The organism is uncultured Brachyspira sp. (genome assembly GCF_934747485.1).
In the GTDB taxonomy this organism is placed as follows: domain Bacteria; phylum Spirochaetota; class Brachyspiria; order Brachyspirales; family Brachyspiraceae; genus Brachyspira.
Window position 1 is genome coordinate 47474 of sequence record NZ_CAKVGN010000005.1, and the last position, 19474, is coordinate 66947.

Here is a 19474-nt window from a genome sequence, read left to right on the forward strand (position 1 = left end):
CACATACCACACGCAAAATAACATTTAAAATAGATAGATTTATAATTTTAATCTTTATTATATAGAGAGCTTAGTTAACCGTGCGTAATATTTTATGCTAATTATTATAGTATTAAATTTTTTTTATATTATAATGATTTCAATAAATTTATATTAGGAAATTTTATGTCAGTTGTTAATGATTCTAGTAGGGATTCAAAATATTATTTTGATAAGGCAAATATTTTTTGTCTTGAAGGAAAATATAAAGAAGCCATAGTATATTATAATAAGGCTATAGAGTTAGACCATAATTATAGTGCTGCTTATTATAACAGAGGCAGTGTTAAAGCTGATTTAGGTGAATATGAAGAAGCTATTAAAGACTATAATAAAGCTATAGAGTTAGACCATAATTATACTTATGCTTATAATAACAGAGGGCTTGCTAAAGATTATTTAGGTGAATATGAAGAAGCTATTAAAGACTATGATAAAGCTATAGAGTTAGACTCTGATTATAGTGATGCTTATAATAACAGAGGACTTGCTAAATATTATTTAGATCAATATGAAGAAGCTATTAAAGATTTTAATAAAGTAATAGAATTAAACCCTAATGATAGTGATGCTTATTATAATAGAGGAAGTGTTAAAGATGTTTTAGGTAAATATGAAGAAGCTATTAAAGACTATGATAAGGCTATAGAGTTAAACCCTAATAATGGAGCTTTTTATAATAACAGAGGAGTATCTAAAGAAAATTTAGGAGAGTACAATGAAGCTTTAAAAGATTATAAAAAGGCTTTGGAATTAGACCCTAACTATGATACTGCTAGAGAAAATATAAAAGAGATTCAAGATAAATATGGCTTGAAATAAAATTAAGAATTTCATTGTTGTGTCTATTTTATAACTACATACTTATTTTTTATTATAAAATTTAATTACATTTCCCCACCCTCAAATCTTTCTGTGTTATCTGCTGTTTTTGCATTATTTTTCTTTTTTGTTTATATTATTATTTTTGTATCCCACCCAAGCATCTTTTAAATTTTTTACCGCTTTACCGCACGGTTTAAAAATTAAATATAAATAATTTGATGATAATATCATTTAAATAATATATAAAAATCAGTTTAACGTGCGTTGAACATTTTAAAAAAGCTTTTTAAATCTTGAATTTATTTATTAATCTTATATCCTTTAAAATAATAAAATTATAATATCGGAGTTTTATAAAAATGAAATTCGCTTATTTAATAATGGATAAGATTTTTGATAGCAGCAAAGATAAAGCTTCAATACATAATGGAGTATCTCAAATAATTGGTATATCAAATATAGAAGAAGCTATTGAAACAGCTAAAAACCTTCAAAAAGAAGGAATTGACTGCATAGAGCTTTGCGGAGGCTTTAGAGAAGAGGGGGCTAAAAAAATAATAGAGGCTACTGAAAACAAAATAGCAGTTGGTTTTGTAGTGCATCTAAAAGAGCAAGACGATATTTATAAGAAGCTTTTTTCTCATTAAATTTTCATTTATTAATACTTTTTATACAAACTTATATTGACAATTTCTTTGTATGTGTTAGAATATACTAACACTTTATTAGATTATTAAAATTAACTAAAGGAGTTATTTATGAAACTAACAGAATTTGACATAGAAGAAGGTTTTGTTGTAGATAATGTGGAAACACAGGGCGAGATAAGACAGAGAATTATAGAGATGGGTTTCACTGCTGGTGCTAAAGGCTGGATTGTAAGAAAAGCACCTCTTGGAGACCCTATTCAAGTTCATATTATGGACTATGAAATATCTTTAAGAAAATCTGAGGCAAATGGAATTGAAGTTTCTAAGGCAGATGTTGAAATTAAGAAAATGGCTGACATAAAAACAGGCAAAGTAAAAAAAGAGAAAAAAAACAATACCTGTGATTTATTTTTAGAAGACAAAGAAGAAATCAGTAAAAAATTAAAAGTTCCTTCAAACAACACAAAATTAAAAGTAGCAATTGCTGGAAACCCTAACTGCGGTAAAACAACAATATTTAATGCTTTAACTGGTGCCAATTATAAGGTTGCTAACTACCCCGGTGTAACGGTTGAAAAAAGAGAACACTCTATGCTATACAACGGATACACCTATGATTTGATAGACTTACCCGGGGTTTATAGTTTGAGTGCTTATTCTCAAGATGAGGTTGTGGCTTGCGATGTGCTTCTCAATGAAAAACCTGATTTTATTATAAATGTTATAGACTCTACAAATTTAGAGAGAAATCTTTATCTTACTTTACAGTTAGTAGAATTGGGTATACCTATTTTATGCGTGCTTAATATGTATGAGCATGCAGAAAATGAGGGCATAAATATAGATGAAGCTAAATTAGAAGAATTGTTTAGACTTCCTGTAATGAAAGTTCATGGAAACAAACATGAGAGTGTACTTTTAATATTAGACAAGATAGAAAAAATTTATGAATCTGGAAATAAATTGCATAGAGAAGCTGCTTTAGAATATGGTGCTGATGTTGAGGAATCTATAAAAAATATAGTTGATTCTATGCATGGGGATATATCAGACATTCATAAGAGATGGCTTGCTATAAAGGCATTAGAGAAAGATGAAAGAGCAATACACTCTGTAAGACGCGAATGTAATAACGGCGGAGAAGTAATAGAGACTATAAACAAAGAAATTATAAGATTAGAGACTAAAGAAAACTCAAAAACTGACTCTATTATGGCAGATAAAAGGTATTCATATATTAGAGGTGCTTTAAAAGAAGTTATAAAAAGAGATGATATACAGGCATTTAATTTTACAGATGCTGCCGATGTAGTATTTTTAAACAAATGGCTTGGCATACCAATATTTTTAGGGGTATTATGGCTTATATTTAAAGTTACTTTCACACTCGGAGCATATCCTCAAGGCTGGATTGAGATGGGCATTGGTGCATTAGCATCTTTTGTGTCCAATCTTTTACCTGAAGGAAGCTTATTACAGTCTGTAGTGGTTGATGGTGTGATAGGCGGCGTTGGTGCAGTGCTTTCATTCTTCCCATTAGTATTGATATTATTTGTTGGAATATCTTTCCTTGAGGACTGCGGTTATATGGCAAGGGCTGCATTTTTAATGGATAAGGTTATGCATAAGTTTGGGCTTCATGGGCAATCATTTATACCTATGTTTTTAGGTTTTGGCTGTACTATACCTGCAACTATGGCTGCAAGAACTTTGAGAAACAAAAAAGACAGAATTGTAACTGTACTTATAACTACATTCATGAGCTGCGGTGCGAGAATACCTGTTTATGTATTATTTACAGCAGCTTTCTTCTCTCCAAAAATGGCTCCTACTGTAATGTTTAGCATATATATAATTGGTGTAGTAATGGCTTTTATTGTGGCATTTATATTAAGAAAATTATTTTTCAAAGGCGATGAAACTCCTTTTGTTATGGAGCTTCCTCCGTATAGAGTGCCTCGTGTAAAAACTGTTTTAAGACATATGTTTGATAGAGGTTGGATGTACATAAAAAAAGCTGGTACTTATGTATTTGCTGCTTCTGTTTTAATATGGGCATTGATGACTTTCCCTCAGTATAACCCTACAGAAGAAGAATCTGCTGAGTTAATGGATAGAGCAAAAACTGTATTAATATCAGAGAATATAGATGTGAATGATGAAGAGGCTTTAAATGCTGAATATGATAGGCTTGTAGCTTCTGAAGGTTTAAGACATAGTTTTGCCGGTAAGTTGGGAACATTTGTAGAGCCTATAATGAAGCCTTTGGGTTTTGACTGGAGAATAAGCATTGCATTAATAGCAGGAGGAGCTGCAAAAGAAGTATTTGTTTCAACAATAGCACAGATAAAATCTATAGAAGAAGATGAAGTTACTTTAATAGAGGCATTAAGAAATGACCCTGTATTTAATCCAATAGTAGCTTATGCTCTGTTATTATTTGTATTATTATACTTCCCTTGTTTTGCATCAATAGCAGTTATAGGCTCTGAAATAGGGAAGGCTTGGATACCTTTCTTAATTGTTTATACTTTAGCGGTGGCTTGGATAGTTAGTTTCGCATTCTACCAAATTGCTGGAAGAATAGCTGGAATTATCTAGACTTCATAATATAACCTATTTTTATTAGAATTACAGATATCTGAGTTTAATTCTTGGGTATCTGTATTTTTATATAATAATTTTATTGAGTTTCTAATTAAATATTAATCATATTTTTAAATAATAAAAAATTGATAAAACATAATTAGTTTAGTATATTGTTAATTATGTTTTTAATGTATAATGTTTAATTATATTTATGCCCAAGGGGGATTTTTATGGAATTAAAAGTATTAAATAAACAAAATAATTCAAGAATGTGTTTAGTGTGCGGATTTAAAAATGATTTAAGTTTGAAGGCAGAGTTTTTTGAGCTTGAAGATAAATCGCTTTGTGCTTTGGTAACTTTTAAAGACCATCATCAAGGATACCCCGGAAGAGTGCATGGCGGGATACTTGCTGCTATATTAGATGAAACTATAGGAAGAGCAATGATGCCATACACCGGGGAAGATAAATGGGGCGTAACAACAACACTTACAACAAAATATAAAAAGCCTGTACCTATCAATGAAGAGATTAGAATAATTGGAAAAATAACTTACGGCAATGGCAGAATATATGAAGGAGAAGGCTACATACTTCTTAATGATGATACAGTAGCAGTAACAGCAAAAGGCAATTATATATGCATGAGTTTAGAGCAGATAGCAGAAATGGACCCAAACAATGAAGAAGATTGGTATGTGGAGAAAAAGGAAACAGACCCTAAAACTATAGCAATACCATAAATTAAATTATATTATTATAAAACGTGTAGAAGTTTGTTGTGATATATTAATAATTTTATAATTTTTTATATTGTTCTTTTTCTCGTATTACACGGTGTGGACTTCGTAAAAGTTTTTACCCTTCGGGTACGCTTCGTGAAAAGTGCAAATAATAATACTAGATTATATTAAAAGATATTGATGATAAAATGCAGCCTTTTTGCTTCTTTGTGGCAACAAAAGAAGTAGGGGTTCGGGGGCTAGCCCCCGATAACAATAAAAAAATTAATTTTGTAATTTAAGGTTTTATTCAACTTTTTCCCGTAGCAAAAAGTTGCAAAAAGTACAAGTAAAAAATGATAGTAACCCATAATAATTTATATGTAATATAAATTATTAATTAGTATAATGGTATTTAACAAAATACTTAAAAATCTTTAATACATAATAAAATTGCTTAAGAATCTCTCTTCAATGTTGCTTTGAGGTTTGAGAAAAACTCTTCTTCGTCCATTGCCATATCTTCTGGGAGGCCTTTTCTCATTTCCTCCAAAAATATTGACGGAGTGCATTCCACATCTCTTCCCTGCTTTTTTCTTTTCATGCAGTATGTTAATGTGAGGTGCTTTTTTGCTCTTGTCATAGCAACATAACAAAGTCTTCTCTCTTCTTCTATCTCTCTATCTGATGAACTTTTATGATGCGGAAGTATGCCGTCTTCCATACCGCATATATAAACATAAGGAAACTCTAAACCCTTTGCAGCATGTATACTCATAAGCATTACGCCTTTCTTTTTCTCTTCTTCATTATTTTCCTCTATGCTCATTAAAAGTATTCTGTCCAAATAATTTTTTAGAGTGGCGTTTTTATTTCCTTTCTCATATTCAGCTATACCATTCATTAGAGATTCAATGTTTTCTATCTTTTTGCTTCCCTGCTCTTTTGTATCGCTTGAGTTTAATACTTCATTATGATATGCAATTGTGTCTAAAAACTTATTAATGTTTTCATAGAGTTTTGGTTTTTCTAATGTGTTTTTATCAACTGTAAAGACTTCATTATAATGATGAATAATATCCAAGAAATCTTTTATGCCTGTTTTTGCCTTTGGAGGTATATCATCTATATTCTCATAGTCAAGCAATGTTTGATATAATGACACGCCGTTTTTTATGCTTATTTCATTGAGATTATTAATTGCAACGGCACCAATTCCTCTTTTTGGTATATTAATAACTCTTAAAAGAGAAACCTCATCTTCAGGATTAACAAACAAGTTTAAATAAGCAAGTATATCTTTAATCTCTTTTCTTTCATAAAACTGAAAAGCACCAACTACAGTATATGGAATGCCTCTAAACCTCAAAGCCTCTTCAAAAATACGCGACTGAGAGTTCATTCTAAAAAGTATAGCAAAACTTTCGTAGTTTAAATTTTTGCTTATTGCAGTTTGTGTAATATTCTCTGCTATAAACTGTGCTTCATCTCTTTCATCTTCGCAAGGCATAATAACAGGTGGTATACCTTCATCATTAACAGCAACAACCTCTTTTGCCTTTCTTTGTGTATTATTGCTTATTACAGCATGTGCCGCTTCAAGTATCGCTTTAGTGCTTCTATAATTTTTGTTTAATGTGATTATTTTAGCTTCTGGATATTCGTTTTCAAAAGAAAGTATATTTGATACATCAGCCCCTCTAAAAGCGTATATACTTTGGTCATCATCACCCACAACAACTATATTTTTATATTTTGAAGCTAAAAGACTTGTGAGTTTATACTGTGCTAAGTTGGTGTCTTGATATTCATCAACCATAATATATTTAAATCTCTCTTGATACTTATCCAACACATCAGGAAAATGAATATATAAATCAATAGTTAAATTAATAAGGTCATTAAAATCAACAGCATTATAGCCTTTCAAATAATTCTGATAAACCTCATAAACTCTTTTAGCAATCTTCTCCAAATCATCATGAGGCACTACTTCATTTGGCTTTATTAAATTATTTTTGTATCTGTCTATATACCAAGCAAAAAGGTTTTCATCATAATTAAGAGTATTTACTTTAACCTCTCTTAAAATATTTCTTATAAGAGTTCTGCTGTCTGAAGAAGAGTATATACTAAAGTTTTTTTTGTATCCGAGTCTGTCTATATCAAGCTTAAGCACCCTCACGCAAAAAGAATGAAAAGAGCTAATTACTAATTGTTTAGGTTTTTCTTTAAGCAAAGCAGTTATTCTCTCACGCATTTCATTAGCAGCTTTATTTGTAAAAGTAACAGCAAGTATATTATTAGGCTCTATTCCATTTTTTATTAAGTATGCAATTCTCTCTGTAATTACTCTAGTCTTACCGCTTCCTGCTCCAGCCAATGCCAGCATGGGGCCGTTAATATGCTCTACAGCTTTTTTTTGCTCTTCATTTAACATTAATGCCATAAAAAATAAAAAAACCTTTATTTATAAGTTGGAAATTTATTATATATTATAACGAAATATATACAAGCATAGTGCTTATTGATTAGAAAATAGTATATATTAAAATTTATTAGGTTTTTAAATTTTATTGTTTGTGGTGGCTTTGCCCCTGCGAAGCGTGCCCTTAGGATAGCACCCCCACTTTTTTTGCCGATAGGCACCTACTTGGTGCGACCGAAGGAAGTACCTTCGGTATTGGTATAAAAGAACCTTATATCCTTTGGATACGCTTCGCGAAGAACTGCATTTTTTAGCTCAGATTTAGGTATTACGTTATATTTAATACATATTCCTTATATATAAAAATATGACATTTATAAAGCTAAAACACTTGCACTTTTCGCAAAGCGTACCCGGAGGGTAAAAACTTTGACGAAGTCCGTACCGCGTAAGGCGGAAAAGAACTATAAATTAAATAAATATTGATAAAATATAATTTTATATATTACAATGTTTCAATCCACTTAAAAACTTCGTCCATTATATTGTTGCTGTCCATAGTCTCAAAAAATATTCCATTAACTAAATTGTTATGATAAATCTCTTTGTTTTCAAATACAATACATTTAGCCAAGCCATCATTAAAGCTATTAACTTTGTTTGAAAAATTGATTGAGTTTTGTACATCGCAAATAGGGTCTAATCCTGAGTGTATGCATAACACTTTATTTTTTTCGCTTCCATCTATATAGTTATAAGGGTTTGCCAAATCTCTGTTATAATTCCATTCAAAAAGCTGATTGAGCATAGGTGTGATAATTTCATTGGTGCATACATTTAAATCTGTTGGACCTCCTAATGAAATATATCCTTTAAAATTATTTATATCAACATTATACTTTTTTTGCATATCTTTATTATAAACAAGTAAAGCTCCCAAATGAGCACCTGCAGATGAGCCTACAACAACTATATCAGAATAATCTATATTTTTTTCTTTTAATATAGAAAGTGCCTTATTAAATCCATTAAATACATCTTCTATTTGAGCTGGGTATTTAGCTTTTTTGCTTAATCTATAACCTAATAATATTGCATTAAAACCTTCTTTAGCAAATCTTCTTCCAACGAATCTATATAAATCAGCACTTCCCTCTCTCCAACCGCCTCCATGTATATATACTATTAATTGTTTTTTTGGCTTTTCATTTTCTTTTAATTGTGCTGGGAAATATAAAATATATTGTCTTTTGTTCTTGTCGTATTTAAATTTAGTTGGCTTAATTTTTTTATCTGCCTTAATAAAATTAATAGCCATTACAGGATATGATAAATATTCTTTTATTAAGTTTTTATTTTTTTTTGTCTTTTTTATTTTATTATTCATAAAAAACTCCTAATATTTATAATATTTTTTTATGCATTAAAAATTTTTTTCAAAGATAAAATAAACTCATTTCTAAATAGTATAATCATAGTAAGAATAACAATTATACCAGACCCAAAAGCAGCCAAACTACTCCAATATAGAAAATTAAATAGAGGTAAAATAATCATTAATATAGATATAAAAGCAGCAGAAATTATATAAGAAACATATTCATTAAAATATTTATGGTCTATAATTGCTATTATGAGCATAGAAACATTTAATCCAAGAGATAAAAAAGGCATCACATAATTAAAAGACCATTTATAAAAACCGCTGAATATATCTATTATTATCACTAAAGGAAGAAGTATCAAAAACTCTATTAATAATTTTTGCCTCAAATAAAATATTGAAGCTGTAAAACATATATAGGTAAAATATGCAGAGGCAACAGACACTATAGATATCATAGCCCAATTATATTTTGAAGAAGTTGATATATTAACAAGCATTATAATGATGATAGCACTTACAGCAACTAAAGAAACTATCTTTTTAGCATTAACTTTTTTTATTTTTTTATAATACCAATCATATGAAGGATACTCTTCATTATATGTATTTTTATTTTCTACTTCACTAAAACATAATGGGCATTTGTTTGCTTTTATTTCTAATTTACAATTATTGCAATAAGGCATTTTTTTACACTCCAAAATCATTAGAATAAATTTCTGTTTTTGTAACTTTTGAAATATTTTGAAAGAAGTGTTTTATAATATCTGTTTCTATAATTGTTCTATTGAATGTAATAGATAATTTATCATCAAAACTGCATAAGCCTACATTTAATGGACTATTTATTGTATTATAAACCACAGCCTCAAAATGATTAATATATTCTTTCATGTCTTGTGGAAGAATAATATTTCCAAAGTTTGATAATGTGAGAGTTTTTAATTTATCTTCAAATAGCTCAAAATCTAAATTCACCACAAAGTTTTTTATAAATAATGGAATAAATTTTGTTAACACATTGTTTTCTAATTTTGTGTTTTGATAGATAAAGTTTTCTAATTTTTCTTTTTGAAGTTTTTCTTTCATTTCATTAGAAACTATTTTTATAATATCATTAAAGGTTAGTTCATTAGAAGTATTTATTTTTATATTAATTACACCAAAAAAGTTTTTTAAAGATATTGATGGAAATATTGTTCTTAAATTAACAGGAATGCATACCACTATATTTTTACCGTCTAATCTATTTTTTATTTTAGCTTCATATATAGAATATGCTAAAAGCGAAACAATATATGCTGTGATAGTAACATTATATTTTTTGCTTTCTTTTTTAATATTTTCCACACTAACAATTCCATGAACAACATTGTTTCCGTATATTTTTAATGGTTTGCCTTTTATTAAATAAACATTTTTAATTTTCTTTTCTTTTGTTGTTGTCTTTTTATTTTGTGTGTGCATTTTAAAACTGTCATCATAGTCGCGAGTTGTATGTATGCTGTCTTTAAATACATCTTCATTAGGGTCGTTAATTTGTTTTCCTGATAATGTTAGATAATGATAAAGCAGAGATTTTAAAAAACTTATTAAAGCTGTGGCATCTGCAAGAGAGTGAAAAACTTCTACAGATATTTTATATTGATAATAAACCACTCTAACTAAATAACCATTATTAAGTTTATAATTTATATTGTAGCAAGGATAATATTTTTCTTCTTCAACTAATAGTTTTCTATTATTTTCTTCAAAGTAATTCCAAAATAGACCTTTTTTTATAGATAGGGCAAATGTTGGAAATCTTTTCATTGTGATGTCTAAGGCATTTTGAAGTATTGCTTCATTTATTTTATCTTTTAATATAGCTGATACTCTGAATATGGGAATGTTTTTTTATTTTTTATAGATACAAAAAGTTTTGCGGCATTATCTAATTTGTATAATTCTTTCATTTTTATACTCAATTATAGAATTGATAATTTTATAATATAATATTAAATTATTTATTCTATTTTGCAATAATTAAATTTATAAAAAAAGAGTTGTTTTAACCACTATAGTTCTTTTTATTTAATTATTTATGGGTACTAATTACACTTATTATTCATATAGATTTGTAAATTTTGTTGTTCTTTTTCCCGCCGCTCGCACCCATACCTAAAAGTACTTCCTACGGTCGCAGGCACTTCTTTCGGTCGCCCTGAAGGACTCCTTTCAGTCGCGGTGCAGACTTCGTCAAAAGAACCAAAAAGTGCAAATACTATAGCTTTGTATGTTTTTGAATATGTATAAACTATATTGTAATGCCAACATTTTAAGCTAAACAATGCAGCCTTTTTGCTTCTTTGCGGCTGCACCACAGGCACTTCCTTCGGTCGCAAAAGAAGTTGGGTGCGGGGCAAAGCCCTGCAAATAATAAAAATAAAAAAGTTAAAAATTTTCAGTATATTCTGAAATAAGTATATTTTGTTATATTATTTTTTTATTCAACTTTTTCCTGCCTTCGCAGGTACTTCCTTCAGTCGCCCTGAAGGAGACTCCTTTCAGTCGCACCACAGGCACTTCTTTCAGTCGCTTTGCGGACTTCGTCAAAGTTTTCGCTCTTCGCCCACGCTTCGCGAAAGTGCAAACATTTTAACTCTTCTGCAAATAAAAAACACCCGCTTTTTTAAGCGAGTGCTTTATTATTTTTAGTCTTTCATAATTGTTGAAGTAGGGTCCTGTAAATAATCTCTTGTTAGTTTAGCTACTTTTGGAGATAAAATTAAAAGCCCTATTAAGTTTGGTATAGCCATAAGACCATTCAAAGTGTCTGCTATAGACCATATTAAATCTAATTGAGCAACGGCACCAATTATACCAATAATTAAAAATATAATTCTATAAGCATAAGAAGCTATTTTATTTCTTTTAGTGAGATAACCTAAAGCAACAACACCATAATGCGACCAACCAACAAAAGTTGAGAAAGCGAATAATATTAATGATACAGTAAGTATTATAGAGCCGGCATGTCCTAAGTTAGCACCAAAAGAGGCAGATATTAATTCAGCACCGTTTAATTTAGTACCTTGATTAGCCTCTAAGAACATAATAGCCATAAGACCTGTTAAAGTACAAACAAAGAAAGTATCTATAAGCACTTCAAATATACCCCATAAACCTTGCTCTATAGGGTTTTTAGAGTTGCTGGCACCATGAGCCATAGGAGCAGTACCTAAACCAGCCTCGTTTGAAAATACACCTCTTGCAAAACCAAACTTCATAGCTATCATTATAGAATAACCCATGAAACCAGCACCAACTTGTTTCAAATTAAATGCTTCAGAGAATACTCTTTGAAAAGCATGAGGTATTTTATCCAAATTTAAAGCCAAAATAATTATTCCAGCAACCAAATATATAACACACATAACAGGAACAAGTTTTTCTGTAACAGTAGCAATTCTTCTAATTCCGCCGATTATTATAACAGCAGTTAAAGCAACAACAACAATACCGGTAATAATTTTAGGTACTCCAAAATTTTGATAAACAACAGCCGCCATAGCATTAGTCTGAGTCATGTTTCCAGCACCAAAACAAGCCAAAGCAGCAAAAGCAGCAAATATACTGCCAAGCCAAGGTAAATTAGCACCTTTAGATATATAATACATAGGTCCTCCATGGTGATGACCTTGATCATCTTTAACTCTGTAATGAACAGCTAATATAACCTCAGAATATTTTGTAACCATTCCAAAAAAAGCAGCAAACCACATCCAAAATAAAGCTCCGGGTCCTCCTGCCACTATTGCAGTAGTAACTCCAGCAATGTTTCCAGTACCAACTGTGCTTGCTAATGCAGTACTCACTGCTTGAAAAGGGGTAATATTATCATCAGCATCTTGTTTTTTTGCTAAAGAACCAAAAGTATGTTTTACCCATAAAGGTATTTGTGTAATTTGCAAGAAACCAGTTCTAATACTTAAAAATATACCAGTTCCAACCAATAGGGTGAGCATTATAGGTCCCCATACAAAACCATTGATAATGCCGTTGATTTTTTCTATCATATCAACCATAATAATCTCCTTTTTTATGTAGTTTATTTAAATTTTGATGTACTCCTTAAAAAATATTTTTTTTATTTAAAAGATTTTTTTAATCTTTATAAACTCTCTTAACTCTCTCACCAATACGTACCAATACTTCATGACTTATAGTATCTATTTTTTTTGCCATAGTATTAGCATTAAGCCTCTCATCATCGCCAAATATTAAAACTTCATCTTCCTCTTTTATATTATCATTATTTCCTATATCTGCCATCATAATATCCATGCATATCTTTCCTACTATAGGATAATATTTGCCGTTTATTTTTACTTCCCAATTATTAGAAAGCCTTCTTGATATTCCATCACCATATCCTATAGGTATTACAGCTATATTAGTATCTTTATCAGCCTTCCAAGTCATACCATAAGAAACAGTTTCATTCTTCTTTATTTTTCTAATTAATATAACTTTAGATTTTAAATTAAGTATAGGCTTAAATCCAAAGTCACGCAGCTTCTCTGTATAACCATAAACCACTATTCCAGCCCTAACCATATCAAAATATGCATTTTTATAATAAAGCAACGCTGCAGAATTAGCAGTATGAGCATTATTTATTTTTATGCCGTTTGTTTTTAATTCATTTAAAACATCACTAAAAACTTTTATTTGATTTTCTGTAAACTCTTTTGAAGCATCATCAAACATATCTGAAGCAGCATAATGAGTGTTAATGCCTTCTATCTCTAAAGTATTATATGATGAAACTTTTTTTGCTAAGTTTAATACATCTTTTGGCTTTGCTCCCATTCTGTTTAGACCTGTATCTACTTTAATATAGAGTTTTAACTTTTTATCATGCTTTTTTAAAAACTTGTCATAATCATCTAAACATTCAGCATTGCTTATAATCGGCGTTAAATCATATTTACAAATATATTCTGATTCGTCTCTAAAATGCTGAAACAAAACAACGATTGGTTTTTTGTTTTTAGCTTCTCTTATCTTTACACCCTCTTCTACAGTAGCAACTCCGAGTGCATCCACATTTAATTTTTCTAACTCTTTAGATATTTCTACAATTCCATGACCATAAGCATTGGCTTTTACTACAGCGAGTAATTTAGTTTTTCCTGTCATAGAACGAATTATTTTTATATTATTTTCTAATGCTTTTAAATCTATTTCCGCTATATTGCATAAAGACATCTTATCTCCTAAGCATATCTGAATTTTAGTATACATTTTTACTTTATTATTGTCAATACTGTAATTAGTATTACTATGAAGTATAGTATTATTAATTATATTGTTAATTTTCAGATAAAGATTAAAATATAATTTTTTATATATTAATAAAACATATCAGGGTTTTTAAAATCTTCTTTCAATGTTTCAAGAACTTTATCATCTTTAGTAAAATTATCATTTTCACTGCTTGATAATTCTTTTTCTAATTCTTTTATTTCCGTATCTATTTTATTTTCTGTTTCAGTTATTTTACTAATATCTATATCATTAGTATTTAATTCTTCTTCATCAGTTGTATCTAAATTAAGTATTATATCATCAGGTTTTTCATTTTTCACATCATCAACATTTGTAATAAATCCAGACATAAGAGATTGGAATTTATTAAAGCTTTCACTCAATTTACTTGTAACCATAAAGAATTCATGATTACTCTTAGCAGTTTTTACAGATAATTCATTTAAGAAAGCCATAGTGCTTACAACTTCAGCAGCACCAACACTATTAGCTTGAATAATCTCTGCCACCTCTTTGTTAATCTGGTCTAATAAAGTAATTTGGCTGTCTACCACATCACCGCTGTTAATCTGCTCTCGTACATTTTCTTTAACGCCCATAGTAATGTTATTTAAGTGTTTGATAGTTTCAAGTATATCTCGGCCGCCTATTTCAAGTTCGCTGTTTGCAGTATTAATTTCGGAAACAACCCTCGAAGTGTTTTCAGACATATCAAGTATATTTTCCAAGGATTTTCCGCTGTTATTTGCAAGTTCAACGGTTTCATCTATTCTTTTAGTAATAGTTTTAATGATGTTTGTGATAGTTTTTGTGTTATCTGCAGTATGTTCTGCAAGCAGTCTAATCTCATCAGCAACTACAGAGAAGCCTCTACCTTGTTCGCCGGCATGTGCTGCCTCAATAGCTGCATTCATAGCCAAGAGGTTGGTTTGCTCAGCTATGCCTTGAATAACGTTAACTATCTCTTTAATTTGGTCTGAACTTTCCTCAATACCTCTAACAGCCTCTATCACTTCATCTACCATGTCTCCTCCGTCATGGGCATCTATAAGCAGTTTTTTTGAGAATGAGTGAGCCTTACTAATACTCTTTGCCACACTTGTGATGTTTGAAATCATCTCTTCTATAGAAGAAGATGTTTGCTCTACGGCAGAGGCTTGTTTTTCCATGTTATCGCTTATTTTATAAATTGTCTGTAATAATTCCTCTACAGCAATAGAAGCAGATGAGAATGCATGTTTCTGCTGCTCTGAAGAGTTTGTAACATTTTTAATAGAATTAATAATATTATTTACGCTTGCTATATTTTGAGTAATACTTGCACTCTGGTCATTTACCATTTGGGCATTAGATTCTATTGCCCTGTCTATCAATTTTATTTCATTAAATACATTATTACTTTCTGTTTTTAAGTTTCCTATAATGTTATCTAATCCATTAAGAAATAAGTTAAAATTATATACTAATACTCCGATTTCATCATTGTTTTTAGAATATATTCTCTTTCTTAAATCACCTTTACCGCCTATAAGACCTTTAGCAGATTCTGTAGCTGAATCTATAGGCTTGAATAATTGCCTTATAATATATAAATAAGTACCAGAAACTACTAAGAATATTACTATAACTATAGATAATATTATTGATATATCCCTTTCTATGGCAGAACTTTTTATTATACTTGTAAGGTCTTTATAGTATACGGCTACAATGTCTAAATCTTTCATATAATACATAATAACCATATTTCTGCTGCCGTTTATATTAAGTATAGGAGGAACATAGAAATATTTATTGTTTAATTGATTTTCAAAATTATTAATATACTTCATTAAGTCAGCAGATTTTCTTCTCAATATTAAATTAGCATTTTCTAATTTATCTCCTGATTCTGAACTTAATAGTATCTCTTTTGTATTAAAATCATAATATACATATGATAAATCTGAGAGATAAGTATTTGTTATCATATTTGTGTAATAGTTATTTATGTCTATATCTGATATTATATATCCGGCTTGAATATCATTTAAAGTTATTGGGTAGTGAGCAGATATATTAATATTATTTCTATCATTGGCTATTATCAAAGTATAAAAATCTCTTCTTATAGCATTATTTTCTAATATGGGGTGTGTAGTTAAACTATCTGCTGCTCTCACTGTATATACATTGCTGTTAGATGATATATTTTTAGTTATACTTATTGAATATGGGAGGTTTGAATCTAAAAATTCTCTGTCTATGTTTATATAAATTGATTTGTAATTGTTTCTTGATATTCTATCTATGTATGATAATCTGCTTTCTATTTCTGTTTTTAAAATGTTTCTGTTTTGAGTATATCTATTTGAATAAATATTATTAATGACTCTATTATAAATATTTAAATCATTTTTTATGTTATTGTTTAATGAATATATATTATCATCTATTTTTATTATTTCATTTAATGTTGTATTAACATAGTTATTTATATATAAGTTTTCATTTACATTGATTGAATAGATTAGGAATACTAATACAACAGAAAAGAAAAAGAAATAAATAGTATATAGAATCTTAGTTATAATTGGAATATAGAATATATTAATATTAGTTTCTAAGTCTAATTTAAGAGTAGCTATTTTGAATGAAAGCAGGGTTAAAGAAACAGCACCGCCGTTTATAAGCAAACATGCAATCATAGCTATAATAGATGTGTATACGAAAACATCTTTATTTAGTATATTGTATAATACTATTTCTAACAATGAGCTAATTATAGAAGTTGCTGTAAAGAGTCTTATAGTTTTTCTGGCTATTTGTATATTTAATCCATTTCTCCATATATCGAAGTATTTTAGTATTGATACTGCAGAAAATACGGCTGCTACTATTTTAATGCCGAAGAAAGGAATCTTATGACTGTATACAAAAAAGTATAGTATGAGGTACCATATAGGCAGATTTATTATTATATATGTAAAAATAAGCTGCATTTTTAGGGAGAAAATAATTTTTTGTTGAGATTTATCTACAGCCATACAATAATCCATTCCTTTTATATAATTTTAGATATTATTATACATTATCGTACAATTTTTATCAAAATATTAATTTACACTCTTCCAACCTCATTAACTACTCTTCCTATCAATGTATCATGCGTAGATATAGTTTTTGAGTTTAATTCATAAGCACGCTGAACTTCTATCATTCTAACCATTTCATTTATAGGGTTTACGTTGCTCATTTCTAAGAATCTTGATAATACTTTTGGTCTGTCTACACCTTTTTGGGCTATGTATGCAGGACCGCTGATATTAGTATCTACCCAGAATGAATCTCCTTCTTTTTTTAGGTATCTTTCATTTTCAAAACGAACTATTTTTAGAGTATCAAGTATTTCTTCATCTTCCCATTCATTATCATTAAACTGAACGAAATCATTGTTGTCTTGATATCTTCTGTTAATGCTTATTCTTCCTTCTTCGTCTATGTTGAAGTTATTAGTTTTTATTTGTATATATCCATTTTCGCCCATTACTTTATAGCCATGTTTTGTAACGAGATAATTATCTTTATCAAGTAAAAAGCTTCCGTTTCTTGTATATCTTTCTCCATGAGGTGTTTCTACGGCGAAAAACCCTTTATCACCCAAAGCTATATCAAGCTGATTGCCAGTCTCTCTTAAAGAGCCTTGTTCCCACTCTGTAAAAACTTCATTTACTTCTACACCAGTGCCAAGTCTTCCAACATAAGGTCTTATATCTGTAGAACCAAGAGGAAATATTACAACTCCGTCATCTTCAGTTCTTGCTGCCATCATCTCTGGGAAAGATTTGAAAGTAGCAGTATCTCTTTTAAAACCCGGCTTATCTACATTAGCCAAATTGTTAGCCACAACATCAAGTCTGTATTGTTCGGCTATCATTCCGCTTGCACCTGTATAAACTCCTCTAACCATTTATATATCCCCCTTTTTTATAATATATCATCATTTTCTTTTGTTGTTTTTATATTAATTTTATTTAATTTGCTTACAAAGTCTTCGTAGCCTCTTTCTATATGGTATATTCTGTGAAGGTCTGTAAGGCCCTCTGCCACAGCACCTGCAATAACTAATGCAGCACCGGCACGCAAATCGCTAGCCTGTACATCAGCACCTGAAAGTTTACCGCCTCCATTGACAACGATGCTTGGTTCATATAATTCTATATTTGCCCCCATACGAATTAATTCTGGTACATTGCTGAATCTGTCTGGGTAAATAGTCTCTTTTATCTTGCTTGAACCTTTTATTGTGCATGCTAAAGTTGTAAATATTGCCTGCAAATCTGTTGGAAAGCCCGGATATGGAAGAGTTTCTATTTCAAAAGGTTTTAATTCTTTATTTGAAGCATCTATTTCTATAGTTGATTTTGTTGTTTTTATATCGCAGCCTATAGAAGAGAGTAAATCTAATACATAAGTTAAATGCTCAGGATTGGTATTTTCTAATTTTAATTTTCCTCTTCCAGCAGCAGCCATTGCCAAAAAAGTACCTGTTTCTATTCTATCTGGTATTACTTCAAACTCTACGCCTTTTAAATAATCAACTCCTTCTATTGTGAGAGTAGAAGTTCCTATTCCTTCGATTTTTGCTCCCATAGCTTTTAATAGTTCTGCCAAGTTAGTACATTCAGGCTCTCTTGCAGCATTTCTTATGATTGTTGTGCCTTTAGCCAAAGTAGCAGCCATCATAACATTATCTGTACCCAAAACAGTAGGACCGTTTTTTCCAGATAAGTTTATATCTGCACCTACTAAATTGTCTTTTACAGTGGCATCTATATAACCGGCGGTGATATCAATCTTAGCCCCTAATGCTTCCATTCCTTTCAGATGCAAATCTATAGGTCTTGGACCAAAAGCACAGCCGCCGGGGTAGGAAACCTTACAATGTTTACGTTTTGCAAGTAATGGTCCAAGCACTATAATAGAGCCTCTCATTTTTTTTACTAGTTTATATGGAGCTTCATCGCTTTTGCCGTTTTGTGATATTATCACAGTGGTGTTGTTTTTAAAATCAACTTTCTTTCCCAATGGTTCCAATATATTTATTAATACCTGCACATCAACCAAATCTGGCACATTATGAAGTGTTACAGGTTCATCGGTAAGTATTGAAGCTACCAAAAGAGGAAGTGATGCATTTTTAGAACCAGAAATTTTTACAGTTCCGTTAATATTTTTAGAGCCTTCTATTGTGTATTTAAACATTCTTCCCCCTGTTTTTATATTATACTATCTTATTTTTTCGGCATAATGCAAAAATGCTTAATAATTTTTTATTATGTATACTAAAGTTATTAGATTTTATAAGTTTTCTGCATTGTTATGAGTAATAATTAAACAGTTATATGTAAAATACTATTTAAAATTATTAAACTCTTAATCAATCAACTATAAATATTTTATTACATTGCACAGGAGCCAGACATATTGCAGTTAGGAATTCCTTAATTTCTTAAAGTATAGCATAGGTGTATCATAATTT

The 19474-nt window shown here is 29.8% G+C and carries 13 protein-coding genes; 4 read left to right on the plus strand and 9 right to left on the minus strand.

What is annotated here, in order from left to right; genetic code table 11:
* The first annotated feature begins 165 nt into the window (after positions 1-165).
* The 4 genes from Q0H31_RS01860 (at position 166) to Q0H31_RS01875 (ending at position 4846) form a co-directional block, all read left to right on the plus strand.
* Positions 166-861, plus strand: a complete 696-nt coding sequence (locus Q0H31_RS01860) for a tetratricopeptide repeat protein (RefSeq protein WP_295295406.1) — start codon at positions 166-168, stop codon at positions 859-861.
* Between the two features lie 362 nt (positions 862-1223).
* Positions 1224-1511, plus strand: coding sequence for a DUF6506 family protein (locus Q0H31_RS01865; RefSeq protein WP_295295408.1), 288 nt, complete (start codon positions 1224-1226; stop codon positions 1509-1511).
* Between the two features lie 111 nt (positions 1512-1622).
* Positions 1623-4115: a ferrous iron transport protein B gene (gene feoB / locus Q0H31_RS01870; RefSeq protein WP_295295409.1), complete on the plus strand. Its 2493-nt coding sequence runs from the start codon at positions 1623-1625 to the stop codon at positions 4113-4115.
* A gap of 218 nt (positions 4116-4333) precedes the next feature.
* Positions 4334-4846 carry a PaaI family thioesterase gene (locus Q0H31_RS01875; protein WP_295295411.1) on the plus strand — a complete coding sequence of 171 codons (513 nt, stop codon included), beginning with the start codon at positions 4334-4336 and terminating at the stop codon, positions 4844-4846.
* Positions 4847-5282: 436 nt separating this feature from the next.
* On the opposite strand, the gene Q0H31_RS01880 is transcribed toward Q0H31_RS01875, so the two are convergent.
* The 9 genes from Q0H31_RS01880 to murA all read right to left on the minus strand — a co-directional run bounded on the left by Q0H31_RS01880 (position 5283) and on the right by murA (position 19197).
* Positions 5283-7274 (minus strand): ATP-dependent helicase, encoded by a 1992-nt coding sequence (locus Q0H31_RS01880; protein ID WP_295295413.1) that lies wholly within the window; start codon positions 7272-7274, stop codon positions 5283-5285.
* Between the two features lie 484 nt (positions 7275-7758).
* On the minus strand, positions 7759-8640 hold the full coding sequence (locus tag Q0H31_RS01885) for an alpha/beta hydrolase (RefSeq protein ID WP_013244209.1): 882 nt from the start codon (positions 8638-8640) through the stop codon (positions 7759-7761).
* Between the two features lie 29 nt (positions 8641-8669).
* On the minus strand, positions 8670-9326 hold the full coding sequence (locus tag Q0H31_RS01890; protein ID WP_288550631.1) for a DUF6320 domain-containing protein: 657 nt from the start codon (positions 9324-9326) through the stop codon (positions 8670-8672).
* A 4-nt stretch (positions 9327-9330) separates the two neighbouring features.
* Entirely contained in the window at positions 9331-10452 is a 1122-nt protein-coding gene (locus Q0H31_RS01895) for an alcohol acetyltransferase (protein ID WP_295295418.1), read from the minus strand.
* Positions 10453-11333: 881 nt separating this feature from the next.
* Positions 11334-12707 (minus strand): sodium:alanine symporter family protein, encoded by a 1374-nt coding sequence (locus tag Q0H31_RS01900; protein WP_295295420.1) that lies wholly within the window; start codon positions 12705-12707, stop codon positions 11334-11336.
* A gap of 79 nt (positions 12708-12786) precedes the next feature.
* Positions 12787-13893, minus strand: a complete 1107-nt coding sequence (alr, locus tag Q0H31_RS01905) for an alanine racemase (protein WP_295295422.1) — start codon at positions 13891-13893, stop codon at positions 12787-12789.
* A 143-nt stretch (positions 13894-14036) separates the two neighbouring features.
* On the minus strand, positions 14037-16979 hold the full coding sequence (locus Q0H31_RS01910) for a methyl-accepting chemotaxis protein (RefSeq protein ID WP_295295424.1): 2943 nt from the start codon (positions 16977-16979) through the stop codon (positions 14037-14039).
* A 74-nt stretch (positions 16980-17053) separates the two neighbouring features.
* On the minus strand, positions 17054-17902 hold the full coding sequence (gene flgF, locus Q0H31_RS01915) for a flagellar basal-body rod protein FlgF (RefSeq protein ID WP_295295426.1): 849 nt from the start codon (positions 17900-17902) through the stop codon (positions 17054-17056).
* Positions 17903-17919: 17 nt separating this feature from the next.
* Positions 17920-19197, minus strand: coding sequence for a UDP-N-acetylglucosamine 1-carboxyvinyltransferase (gene murA / locus Q0H31_RS01920; RefSeq protein WP_295295428.1), 1278 nt, complete (start codon positions 19195-19197; stop codon positions 17920-17922).
* Between the last annotated feature and the right edge of the window lie 277 nt (positions 19198-19474).

Coding starts and splice junctions, on each gene's coding strand:
- Q0H31_RS01860 (WP_295295406.1), top strand. CDS start 166: ATGTCAGTTGTTAATGATTCTAGTAGGGATTCAAAATATTATTTTGAT.
- Q0H31_RS01865 (WP_295295408.1), top strand. CDS start 1,224: ATGAAATTCGCTTATTTAATAATGGATAAGATTTTTGATAGCAGCAAA.
- feoB (WP_295295409.1), top strand. CDS start 1,623: ATGAAACTAACAGAATTTGACATAGAAGAAGGTTTTGTTGTAGATAAT.
- Q0H31_RS01875 (WP_295295411.1), top strand. CDS start 4,334: ATGGAATTAAAAGTATTAAATAAACAAAATAATTCAAGAATGTGTTTA.
- Q0H31_RS01880 (WP_295295413.1), bottom strand. CDS start 7,274: ATGGCATTAATGTTAAATGAAGAGCAAAAAAAAGCTGTAGAGCATATT.
- Q0H31_RS01885 (WP_013244209.1), bottom strand. CDS start 8,640: ATGAATAATAAAATAAAAAAGACAAAAAAAAATAAAAACTTAATAAAA.
- Q0H31_RS01890 (WP_288550631.1), bottom strand. CDS start 9,326: ATGCCTTATTGCAATAATTGTAAATTAGAAATAAAAGCAAACAAATGC.
- Q0H31_RS01895 (WP_295295418.1), bottom strand. CDS start 10,452: ATGAAAAGATTTCCAACATTTGCCCTATCTATAAAAAAAGGTCTATTT.
- Q0H31_RS01900 (WP_295295420.1), bottom strand. CDS start 12,707: ATGGTTGATATGATAGAAAAAATCAACGGCATTATCAATGGTTTTGTA.
- alr (WP_295295422.1), bottom strand. CDS start 13,893: ATGTCTTTATGCAATATAGCGGAAATAGATTTAAAAGCATTAGAAAAT.
- Q0H31_RS01910 (WP_295295424.1), bottom strand. CDS start 16,979: ATGGCTGTAGATAAATCTCAACAAAAAATTATTTTCTCCCTAAAAATG.
- flgF (WP_295295426.1), bottom strand. CDS start 17,902: ATGGTTAGAGGAGTTTATACAGGTGCAAGCGGAATGATAGCCGAACAA.
- murA (WP_295295428.1), bottom strand. CDS start 19,197: ATGTTTAAATACACAATAGAAGGCTCTAAAAATATTAACGGAACTGTA.